This window comes from Xanthomonas sp. SI (assembly GCF_014236855.1).
In the GTDB taxonomy this organism is placed as follows: Bacteria; Pseudomonadota; Gammaproteobacteria; order Xanthomonadales; family Xanthomonadaceae; genus Xanthomonas_A.
Genome location: NZ_CP051261.1, coordinates 445,254 through 455,720 on the forward strand (window position 1 = coordinate 445,254; position 10,467 = coordinate 455,720).

General features: G+C 63.8%; 8 protein-coding genes and 1 pseudogene. 5 read left to right on the forward strand and 4 right to left on the reverse strand.

Annotated elements, in window-relative coordinates:
• Positions 1-1,449 precede the first annotated feature (1,449 nt).
• Together HEP75_RS02070 and HEP75_RS02075 are read right to left on the reverse strand one after the other, a co-directional pair.
• On the reverse strand, positions 1,450-1,920 hold the full coding sequence (locus tag HEP75_RS02070) for a hypothetical protein (RefSeq protein WP_185825258.1): 471 nt from the start codon (positions 1,918-1,920) through the stop codon (positions 1,450-1,452).
• A 631-nt stretch (positions 1,921-2,551) separates the two neighbouring features.
• Positions 2,552-2,914 (reverse strand): VOC family protein, encoded by a 363-nt coding sequence (locus HEP75_RS02075; protein WP_185825259.1) that lies wholly within the window; start codon positions 2,912-2,914, stop codon positions 2,552-2,554.
• Between the two features lie 508 nt (positions 2,915-3,422).
• Here HEP75_RS02075 and HEP75_RS22385 point away from each other — a divergent pair.
• Entirely contained in the window at positions 3,423-3,806 is a 384-nt protein-coding gene (locus tag HEP75_RS22385) for a phage integrase N-terminal SAM-like domain-containing protein (protein WP_221899297.1), read from the forward strand.
• A gap of 52 nt (positions 3,807-3,858) precedes the next feature.
• Positions 3,859-4,433, forward strand: a pseudogene (locus HEP75_RS22390) (integron integrase).
• Between the two features lie 143 nt (positions 4,434-4,576).
• Here the strand turns inward: HEP75_RS22390 and ilvD are convergent.
• Complete coding sequence (ilvD, locus tag HEP75_RS02090) at positions 4,577-6,415, reverse strand: dihydroxy-acid dehydratase (RefSeq protein ID WP_185821929.1); 1,839 nt, start codon at positions 6,413-6,415, stop codon at positions 4,577-4,579.
• A gap of 262 nt (positions 6,416-6,677) precedes the next feature.
• Between ilvD and HEP75_RS02095 the strand changes: the two genes are divergently transcribed.
• From HEP75_RS02095 to HEP75_RS02105, 3 genes are all read left to right on the forward strand, one after another.
• Positions 6,678-7,226 carry a DUF1190 domain-containing protein gene (locus tag HEP75_RS02095; protein ID WP_185825260.1) on the forward strand — a complete coding sequence of 183 codons (549 nt, stop codon included), beginning with the start codon at positions 6,678-6,680 and terminating at the stop codon, positions 7,224-7,226.
• A gap of 41 nt (positions 7,227-7,267) precedes the next feature.
• A complete protein-coding gene (locus HEP75_RS02100) occupies positions 7,268-8,449 on the forward strand; it encodes a glutathionylspermidine synthase family protein (RefSeq protein ID WP_185825261.1) in 1,182 nt (393 codons plus the stop codon).
• 137 nt (positions 8,450-8,586) lie between these two features.
• Positions 8,587-8,775 (forward strand): hypothetical protein, encoded by a 189-nt coding sequence (locus tag HEP75_RS02105; RefSeq protein WP_185821932.1) that lies wholly within the window; start codon positions 8,587-8,589, stop codon positions 8,773-8,775.
• Positions 8,776-9,000: 225 nt separating this feature from the next.
• Here the strand turns inward: HEP75_RS02105 and HEP75_RS02110 are convergent, their stop codons facing one another.
• Positions 9,001-10,308, reverse strand: coding sequence for a substrate-binding domain-containing protein (locus HEP75_RS02110; RefSeq protein WP_185825262.1), 1,308 nt, complete (start codon positions 10,306-10,308; stop codon positions 9,001-9,003).
• Positions 10,309-10,467: the final 159 nt, after the last annotated feature.

The window sequence follows — 10,467 nt, forward strand, 5'->3', positions numbered from 1 at the left end:
GCGAAGCAACGTCGGCTTGAATGAGTTGTTAGGCAGTGAGTGGCCGAAACGGCTGAGACCGCAACCGTGCTCCCCAGCACTGCCCGCCTGAGCCGAGTGTGCCACAGCTTGCGGGATGAAGCTTGCACCGCCAATGCCACGGGCCTGTTGGCTCCGAAGCCAGGCGCAATGAGTGCCGCGCGGCAGTGACACGAAATGACGAAGCGGCGGACTGTCCGATGCCAGTTCCGGTGAGAACCACTGTCCGGAGCCGACCGCGTGCGCGCCAGTGAACTGGTCGAGGATGCGAGCACCGATGCTGTTGCTCCACCACGGCCTAACGCCAGAATTAAGCCGAGCCACGAAGCGGCGTCGGCTTGAATGAAATGTTAGGGGCGGAGTCTCTCCGAAGCCCGCTCATTTGTGTTTGCTCCCAGCGCTTGCGATGGATCTACGGAGTGCGCGCTTTGCCGCGTGATGGCCGGCGAAGCGTAGAAGTCCGAAGTATGCAACTGCTATAGCGACCAGCCATGGCCCGCTAAGCGCGGGCTTAAGAAAGGCATAGGCGACACCAAAGACTATTGCGCCTGCGATGTAGATGACGCCTTCCATATCGAAAGCCCTTAGCGCCTAACGCCTGAATTAAGCAGGCCCGCCCGACCAACTGTCCGCTCATTGCCGTAACGATGCGGGCTCGGCTTGAATGAATTGTTAGGGGGCTGGCCAATGCCGCTCAATTGGAAAGTCTAATGGCTGAAGCCACCTTGCGCGATATACCGCGTCTCGCACGACTTTGCGTTGACGGTCGCGAATCTTGGTGATGTGCAAAGTATCACCGTCTTTAAACTCTATGAAGCCCGTCTCCGATCTAGCCCCATCCCAGAAGAAGATGCGCTGTAAATAAAGGTTGTTGAGCGAACCGTGCCACACAAGGAAGTGCCATGATCGTCCATCATGGCCTTGTAGTGGACCTTCAAGGTTTTGATCACGCCACCAACTCACACAGCCCCCTAACGCTTGAATTAAGCCGCGTTGCGAAGCAGCGTCGGCTTGAATGAGTTGTTAGGCAGTGAGTGGCCGCAAAGGTTGGATGGTGCAACCATGTTCCCCAGCACTGCCGCCTGGACCGAGTGTGCCACAGCTTGCGGGATGAAGCTCGCGCCACAATGCCACCGGGCTTGTTGGCTCCGAAGCCAGGCGCAATGAGTGCCGCGCGGCAGTGACACGAAATGACGAAGCGGCGGACTGTCCGATGCCAGTTCCGGTGAGAACCACTGTCCGGAGCCGACCGCATGCGCGCCAGTGAACTGGTCGAAGATGCGAGCACCGATGCTGTTGCTCCACCACGGCCTAACGTCCGAATTAAGCCGGCCCGCCACGGGGCGGTTCCGAAGCCGATGATAACTACAAACAAACAAACCTAGCCAACCTGATGCGGGCTCGGCTTGAATGAATTGTTAGGCAGAATACTCAGTAACCGTCCGCCGTGACTTTGAGAACCATACCGCCCACCTGAGTATCCTCTGCAAACTCAAGACTAACGTGAGCACCGCGTTCATCGTTGCCGTAGCTAACGGAGATGGTGGCCTCAGATACAGACAGGCCCGAATCAAGCCGTGTCTTAGAGGAAAGGCACATTACCGCACGCTTGAAGTTATTGTCTGAGAACTCAATTGACCCGTGCTCCATCAAGTATGCACACAGCGGTTGAGCCGGATCGTAACCAAAGTGGTTGCAGCGCTTGGCAAAGATCGCAGGCTCCGCAGAGTCCTTGAAGTTACCACCCCATGAGGTGTGAAACTCGAAGCTCTTGCTCTCATCAGGTTTGACAGACTGCACAAAGGCGCGGAGCGGTGCGCATAGCGGGTCTGTCTTGGCGATGGCGGTCTGAGCAGGCAGCCAAGCTAAAGCAAACACGATTGAGAGCAAGCGAACTTTCATATGCTGCCTAACGCCAGAATTAAGCCGAGCCGCGAAGCGGCGTCGGCTTGAATGAAATGTTAGGCGCGGAGTCTCTCCGAAGCCCGCTCATTTGTGTTTGCTCCCAGCGCTTGCGATGGATCTACGGAGTGCGCGCGTTGCCGCGTGATGGCCGGCGAAGCGTAGAAGTCCGAAGTATGCAACTGCTATAGCGACCAGCCATGGCCCGCTAAGCGCGTGCTTAAGAAAGGCATAGGCGACACCAAAGACTATTGCGCCTGCGATGTAGATGATGCCTTCCATATCGAAAGCCCTTAGCGCCTAACGCTTGAGTTAAGCGGCGGCGAAGCCGTCCGCCTTGAACGAAATGTTAGGGAACGTCGTCGTTGATCGCCTTGCGCCAAAGCGACCAAGCGGCCGGATCACCGGGCATACCGTTGTCCCAAGTGCCCGTGGCCAAATCTCCTAAGATGCTAGCGACCGCACGCTCTGGATCAACGCGGAAATAGTATTGAAGGACACGCAGCATTGCGCGATAAGCGTCGGCTGCGGAGATTTGCGATTGAGCGGATGGCAAAATGTTTAATGAGTCCATGGGGCCTAACGCCTGAATTAAGCCGAGCCGCGAAGCGGTTTCGGCTTGAATGAATTGTTAGGCAGCGAGCTCAGTGAAGAAGGTGAGCCTGTTGCCGTCTGGATCAGTTACTAAGATTTCGCGAGTTTTCCATGCGGTGTTGTTCGGCGCGCCAGATTGAACAAGTCCTGCTGCTTGGAACGCCTGATGGCACTCGTCTACATCTGGAACAGCAAAGTAGATGGCGCCACCGACCTGACAGTCGTCTGCGTGCTCTGTTAGGAAAATGGATTGGTCCCCGCGAGTGAGCTGCGCAAAGACCGGAAGATCTGGCTCGTGCCGATACTCCCAATCGACGGTGAATCCAAGCCCCTGAACGTAGAACGGGAAACTGGCGGAAGCACTGGTTATCCGAAGGACGGGGGTCACTGTCTGAGTCACGATGATCTCTCCTTGCTGCCTAACACCTGAGTTAAGCCGCGCCACGAAGTGGCGTCGGCTTGGATGAATTGTTAGGCCTTAGCCGGCCACTTGGCGGATAGGATCTCGTCTAGCCTTTGGTCATTGAGGCCGATTTCACTTCTGTCGGGTCGAGTCCCACGATTCCAATTAACAATCGTGATTGCAGCGGAATCAGGGAAGTCTTCGCACTCTTTTAAAAGAAGGGCAATCAGCTCAAGGTTTGAATTAACCTTCCCTGCATCGAAAAGCGAACGAAAGGCCATCGAGTGAGAACGGTGTGATGCGATAAGAGATTTTACGTCCATCATGCGCTCACCGAAGACCTAACTACTATTGGACCGCCTAAAAGCGGTGTTGTACCAAGTATCGACGAACGCCAGAAGTCTGGGAAGGGGGGAATTCCTACTTCGTAACAATGACTTGCCGGATGGCAATCGACGGTCTTGGCGTCGATGCTGGTTGCGTTATCCGACGTTTGAGCAGGCGTATGAGTTACACCCGTGACGATGCAGGCGTAACGGAGCGCCTTGCCCCCAAGCTGCTGGATCAGGTCCGTGGTCGGCTGCGGCTTCGCCACTACAGCCTGCGCACCGAGCAGGCGTATGTGGGCTGGATACGGCGCTTCATTCTGGCCAACGGCAAGCGGCATCCGGTGCAGATGGGGCGGGCAGAGGTCGAGGCGTTTCTGACCGAACTGGCGACGCGGGGCCAGGTGTTGGCCGGAACGCAGAATCAGGCGCTGGCGGCGCTGCTGTTGCTCTATCGCGACGTTCTGGGCGTGGAGTTGCCCTGGATGGAGAATCTGGTGCGCGCAAGCGGCCGCGGCGGATTCCGGTGGTGCTCTCGACTGAGGAGGTCGCGCGCTTGCTGACGATGCTGGAGGGGTCCTGTCGGCTGATGGCGGGCTGCTGTACGGCAGCGGGATGCGGTTGCTGGAATGCCTGCGGTTGCGGATCAAGGATGTGGACATGGTTCGCGGCGAGATCGTGGTGCGCGACGGCAAAGGCGGCAAGGATCGGCGGGTGCCGCTACCGCGGAGCCTGCGCGGGGAATTGATGCAGCAACGCGAGCGGGCGCTGCTGCTGCACGCCGCGGATCTCGCCGAGGGGGCAGGAAGGGTGTTCCTGCCACATGCGCTGGCGCGCAAGTATCCCAATGCCGATGTCGAGGCCGGCTGGCAGTATCTGTTCCCCGCCGCGCGTCGATCGGTGGATCCGCGCAGTGGCCGAGTGGGCCGGCATCACGTGTCGGAGGAAACGCTGCAGCGTGTAGTGCAGGCGGCACGGCGCCGTGCAGGCATCGCCAGCCGGCGACCTGCCACACCCTGCGGCATTCGTTTGCCACGCACCTGCTGGAAGCCGGCCACGATATCCGCACCGTGCAGGAGCTGCTAGGCCACAAGGATGTGGCCACCACGCAGATCTACACGCATGTGCTTGGGCGCGGGGCCTCGGCGGTGCGCAGCCCGCTGGATGGGCTGGGCGTCGGCGGCGAGTGACGTGCCGCAAGAGGCAGCCGAACTGTAGGCGATTGCAGTCACGCGTCGGGACTGATGGCCCGAGGCCACCCAGAGTCCCTCCCACAGTGCAACGCCTGGACACCATGAAGACTGCGGAAGTCCGCGGTCTTCATGGCAACGCCTCAACCGTCCAGCATCGCCTTGTCGCGCACCGCGCCCTTGTCGGCGCTGGTCGCCAGCAGCGCGTACGCCTTCAGCGCGGTGGTGACCTTGCGTGGGCGTACTTCGACCGGCTTCCAGCCTTGCGCGTCCTGTGCGGCGCGGCGGGCGGCCAGTTCGGCGTCGTCGACCAGCAGGTTGATGCTGCGGTTGGGGATGTCGATCAGGATCTTGTCGCCGTCGCGGACCAGGCCGATGGCGCCGCCGGCCGCCGCTTCCGGCGAGGCGTGGCCGATTGACAGGCCGGAGGTGCCGCCGGAGAAGCGGCCGTCGGTGAGCAGGGCGCATTGCTTGCCCAGGCCCTTGGATTTCAGGTACGAGGTGGGGTACAGCATCTCCTGCATGCCGGGGCCGCCCTTGGGGCCTTCGTAGCGGATCACCACCACGTCGCCGGCCTTCACTTCGTCGGCGAGGATGCCCTTGACCGCCGAATCCTGGCTCTCGAACACCTTGGCGTTGCCTTCGAACACGTGGATCGATTCGTCCACGCCGGCGGTCTTGACCACGCAGCCGTCGAGCGCGATGTTGCCGTACAGCACCGCCAGTCCGCCTTCCTGCGAGTAGGCATGGGCGACGTCGCGGATGCAGCCGGCTTCGCGGTCGGCGTCCAGCGTCGGCCAGCGCGTGGCCTGGCTGAAGGCGATCTGGGTCGGGATGCCGGCCGGGCCGGCCTTGTAGAAGGTGTGCACGGCGTCGGCGTCGGTCTGGGTGATGTCCCATTGCGCGATGGCGTCGGCGAGGGTGCGGCTGTGCACGGTGGGCTGGTCGGTATGCAGCAGGCCGCCGCGCGCCAGTTCGCCGAGTATGGCGACGATGCCGCCGGCGCGGTGCACGTCCTCGATGTGGTACTTCTGGATGTTCGGCGCGACCTTGCACAGCTGCGGCACGTGCCGCGACAGGCGGTCGATGTCGCGCAGGGTGAACGGCACTTCGCCTTCCTGCGCGGCGGCGAGCAGGTGCAGGATGGTGTTGGTGGAGCCGCCCATCGCGATGTCCAGGGTCATCGCGTTCTCGAACGCTTCGAACGTGGCGATGCCGCGCGGCAGGGCGGTCGGATCCTCGGCGCCGTACCAGCGGTGGCACAGTTCGACCGCGGTGCGCCCGGCCTTCAGGAACAGTTGCTCGCGGTCGGCATGGGTGGCGACCACGGTGCCGTTGCCGGGCAGGGCCAGGCCCAGCGCTTCGGTCAGGCAGTTCATCGAGTTGGCGGTGAACATGCCCGAGCACGAGCCGCAGGTGGGGCAGGCGCTGCGCTCGAAGGCGGCAACCTTTTCGTCGGAGGCATTGGGATCGGCGGCGATCACCATCGCATCGATCAGGTCCAGGTTGTGGTCGGCGAGCTTGGTCTTGCCCGCTTCCATCGGCCCGCCGGACACGAACACGGTGGGGATGTTGAGGCGCAGCGCGGCCATCAGCATGCCGGGGGTGATCTTGTCGCAGTTGGAGATGCACACCAGCGCGTCGGCGCAGTGCGCGTTGACCATGTACTCCACCGAGTCGGCGATGATCTCGCGGCTGGGCAGCGAATACAGCATGCCGTCGTGGCCCATGGCGATGCCGTCGTCCACGGCGATGGTGTCGAATTCCTTGGCCACGCCGCCGACGCGCTCGATCTCGCGGGCGACCAGCTGGCCGAGATCCTTCAGGTGCACGTGGCCGGGCACGAACTGGGTGAAGGAGTTGGCGATGGCGATGATCGGTTTGTGGAAGTCGGCATCCTGCATGCCGGTGGCGCGCCACAGCGCGCGCGCGCCGGCCATGTTGCGGCCGTGGGTGGAGGTCTTGGAGCGATAGTCGGGCATGGGGGGGGTCGTGCGGTCGGAAGGCGGGCGGAGTGCTGGCGAAGCGGGCGGCCCCGGCGAGGCCCGCAAAGGGTTGCATTCGCAACCTTTTCGCGCGCCGTACAGGGCCATTGGCCACGTTATCACGCGACCTGCGCCGCTGCCCTTGCCGGCGATGAACCGGTGCGATGCGCATGGCGCCTGGCAGGCGCCACGGTGCCGGCGATTTCCGTCCCTGGCCGGAACCAGGCATCATCTGGGTCTGTGGTCCGGGAGGGAACCGATGAAGCGATCCAAGAAGGCCGCACTGTTGCTGATGGGCAGTGCGCCGCTGCTGTTCACGGCCTGCGCGCCCGAAGCCAAGCACCAGGAGGGGCTGTACACCTCGGTGGAAGCCTGCGCGGCGCAGACCCACGACATCACCACCTGCCGCGAGGCGTTCAAGCAGGCGCAGCAGCAGTCGGCCGAGCAGGGGCCCAAGTACGCCAACCGCGAGCAGTGCGCGCAGGAGTATTCGGCCGAGCGCTGCGTGGAGCAGCGCGACAGCCACGGGCATTCGTTCATCGGCCCGCTGATGACCGGTTTCTTCCTGTCGCAGATGCTCAACGGCAATCGCATGGCCGGCTTCAATGCCGCGCCGGCGTTCCAGGACCGGCGGAGCCAGTGGCAGCGGCCCGCTGCCGCCGGGGCCGGCGCCACCACCGCCACCACCACCAGCCTGCGCGGCAACCAGACCATGACCCATATCGGCGCCACGCCGAACCGTGCGGTCACGGTGAGCCGTGGCGGCTTCGGCAGCTCCAGCGGCGCGCGCGGCAGCTTCGGCGGCTGATTGCCGCACCTCTTTACGCCGCATCCAACCAAGGCAAGTACATGCAACGCATCGCGATCGTCGAACGCGGCGACTGGCGCGCGCAGGCCGCCGAGTGCGGCTTCCGTTTCCATACCATCGGCGGTGAACGCTACTGGGACGAACGCGCGTACTACGCGTTCACCTTGCGCCAGATCGAACGCGATCTTGAGGATCCCAGCGCCGAGCTGCACCAGATGGCGATGGGGCTGGTGGACGAGATCGTCGCCAGCGAGGAGTTGATGCAGCGCCTGGCGATTCCGCCGGCGTTCCGCGACTGGATCGCCGAGAGCTGGCGGCGCCGCGATCCGCACTTGTACGGGCGCCTGGACCTGGCCTACGACGGCACCGGCCCGGCCAAGCTGTACGAACTGAACTACGACACGCCGACCTCGCTGTTCGAGTCGTCGTTCTTCCAGTGGCAGTGGCTGGAAGACCAGCGTGCGCAGGGCCGTCTGGCGCAAGACGCCGACCAGTTCAACTCGATCCACGAGACGCTGGTGGAGCGCTTCGCCGAACTGGCGGCGCAGTTGCCGCCGCCGCTGTACTTCGCCGCGGTGCGCGAGTCGGAAGAGGACCAGGGCACGGTCGCCTATCTGCGCGATTGCGCGGCGCAGGCCGGGCTGTTCGGCGAGGCGATCGCGATCGAGGACATCGGCTTGTCCGAGGACGGGCGCTATACCGATCTGAACGACGTGGTGATCGGCGCCATGTTCAAGCTGTATCCGTTGGAAGACCTGTTCGCCGAGCGCTTCGGCCAGGCCCTGCCGGGATCGGGCCTGCGCCTGCTGGAGCCGCCGTGGAAGGCGGTGCTGAGCAACAAGGGCATCCTGCCGCTGCTGTGGTCGCGCCATCGCGGCCATCCCAACCTGCTGCCGGCCGCGTTCGACGACGGCGCCGCGCTGCCGCCGGGTTGGGTGCGCAAGCCGCTGCATTCGCGCGAAGGCGCCAATATCGCCTTGCACCTGGCCGACGGGCGCATGCTGGAGAGCGACGGCCCGTACCAGGGGCCGTGCATCGTGCAGCAGGCGCATCCGTTACCGGCATTCGATGGCCGCTATCCGATGGTCGGCAGCTGGATCGTCGGCGATACCGCGTGCGGCATCGGCATCCGCGAGGACGACGGCCCGATCACCCGCGACAGTGCGCGCTTCGTGCCGCATGCGATCGTCGAAGCGGGGCAGCCGGGCGTGCTGTATGCCTGAGCCGGCGTGAGGCCGCTTGTCGGCTAGTGCCGAATGATCCAGGCGTGGCGATGGCGATTGTGTGCCGTTGCCGCCGCCGTGCAGGAGCCGGTCACGCTGGTTTACTGTAGCGGTCCCATCCACGCAGGTGTCACGCCATGGATCGCAATTCGATCGCGCAACGATTGCAGCATTTGAAGGACGAGCGCCGCGCGGGCGATGCGCAGCTGCAACAGCTGGATACGCGCAGGAATGATCTGCAGCAGACGCTGACGCGGATCGATGGCGCGATTCAGGTGCTGGAGGAGCTTCTGGGCGATCAGCAGGAGCCGCCGGCTTCGGCGTAGAGGTCTTCGGCGCGGTCGCGCCGTGAGTGGTGCCGATCTCGCCCGGCGAAGCCTGCGGCGCTGTTTGCATGCGTGCGACGGCAGCGGGTTTCGGGGTGAACGCGGTCGCGATGCGCGGATCGCATCGCACCGTGTCCATCGCTGCGCTGAATGCAGCGTCCAGACAACAGAAACCGGCGGGCATCGCTGCCCGCCGGTCGCATGACTGACGCTAAGCGCTAGCGTTTACTGCACGCAGGTGTTGACGGTGTTCTGCGCCGAGGCGGTGACGCCGCCCAGGTAGGCGAAGCCCTGCGGCAAGGCCGGGCGGGTGCTGGTGTTGTAGAAGATGTTGAACAGGTCCTTGACCGCCTGCACGTGCGCGGCGCTGCCGTTGCCGCTGGTGAAGCCGGCCAGGTAGGTGATCGCCGCGATCGGGTAGGTGTTGGTGATGGCGGCGGTCGGATTGACCAGGCGCACGCAGTTCTTCACCGCGGTGGTGCCGCTGCCCGGCACGGCGTTGACGGTGGAGCCGTCGAGCACGCGACCCGTCAGCAGCGCAGCGGCGGCCAGGGTGACCGGAACCTGATTGCCGCTGGAATCCCTGCCGAAGTTCTGCGGGTCGAAGCCGGCCACGGTGACGTACTTGGCCGACTGCAGCAGCACTTCGCCGATGTCGGCATAGCCCAGCGCGTTGCTGTTGGTGACGCGTACCGAGGTCACCACGCCGTTGTTGCCGCTGGCGCCGATCGCGCGCGAGCCGTACACGCCGCTGGTGCCGCCCGGCAGGGCCGAGTTGAAGGTCTGGTTCGGGCTGAACACGAAGCCCGACGGCACGTTGGCGGTGCCGTTGCAGGTGCGCGCCAGGTAGCTGGTGAAGGCGAAGGTGGTGCCGCTGCCGTCGGTGCGGTAGACGATCTTGATCGGACCGGTGGTGCCGCTGCCGGACACGCTGCTCCAGTCGCTGACCAGGCCCGAGTAGACCTGGCAGACCTGGGCGGCGCTCAGGTTGAAGCTGGCGGTCGGGGTGCTCTGCGGCAACGCGATGGCGCCGGCCAGGGTCGGGACCTGGACGATACCCACTTTGCTGGCGGCATTGCCGCCACCCAGGAACGCGTTGTAGTCGGCGGTGCTGTACGGCGCGTCGGTGCCGATGAAGTCCGGTGCGGCAGCGGCGCCGCTGAGGCCCAGCGGCGAAACGCTGAAGTCCTGGCAGGCCTGGTTGGCGGCGGTGCTGCCGGTCACCGTGTTCTTGCCGAAGCCGCTGCCGGTCTGGCAATACGACACCTTGTTGGTGCTGTTGGTGCTGTAGGTCAGGAACACCGAACCGGTGCCCAGGGTCGCGGTGGTGAAGCCGCTACCGGCGGTGTTGCCGGCATTGGTCGACAGGCGCGCGTTCGGGGTCACGCCGGTATAGGTGTTGCCGACATACGGCTGCGCCGGGAAGGTGGCGCCGCCGCCGTAGAGGTTCTCGGCCGCCATGGCCGAACCGGTGGACAGGGTCGCGATCGCAATGGCGATCGCGCTGAGACGGGGGAAATTAAGATTAAGCACTTGCCTCTCTCCTTGGTGAGAAAACGACGGAATGGATCCGGGGGAATTCTTTACCTGTAGCGTGCTGGCGCCATGGACTGGCGCCAAGAAAGGTTGCGCTCGGCAGATGATAATGCGGCGACATTCGTCGGAATGTTTCTTTACCTGTGATGCGCAGTC

What these genes read in the sequence shown, in the direction of transcription:
- HEP75_RS22385 (WP_221899297.1), top strand. Translation starts at nt 3,423, where the DNA reads ATGAGTTACACCCGTGACGATGCAGGCGTAACGGAGCGCCTTGCCCCC.
- HEP75_RS02095 (WP_185825260.1), top strand. Translation starts at nt 6,678, where the DNA reads ATGAAGCGATCCAAGAAGGCCGCACTGTTGCTGATGGGCAGTGCGCCG.
- HEP75_RS02105 (WP_185821932.1), top strand. Translation starts at nt 8,587, where the DNA reads ATGGATCGCAATTCGATCGCGCAACGATTGCAGCATTTGAAGGACGAG.
- HEP75_RS02070 (WP_185825258.1), bottom strand. Translation starts at nt 1,920, where the DNA reads ATGAAAGTTCGCTTGCTCTCAATCGTGTTTGCTTTAGCTTGGCTGCCT.
- ilvD (WP_185821929.1), bottom strand. Translation starts at nt 6,415, where the DNA reads ATGCCCGACTATCGCTCCAAGACCTCCACCCACGGCCGCAACATGGCC.
- HEP75_RS02100 (WP_185825261.1), top strand. Translation starts at nt 7,268, where the DNA reads ATGCAACGCATCGCGATCGTCGAACGCGGCGACTGGCGCGCGCAGGCC.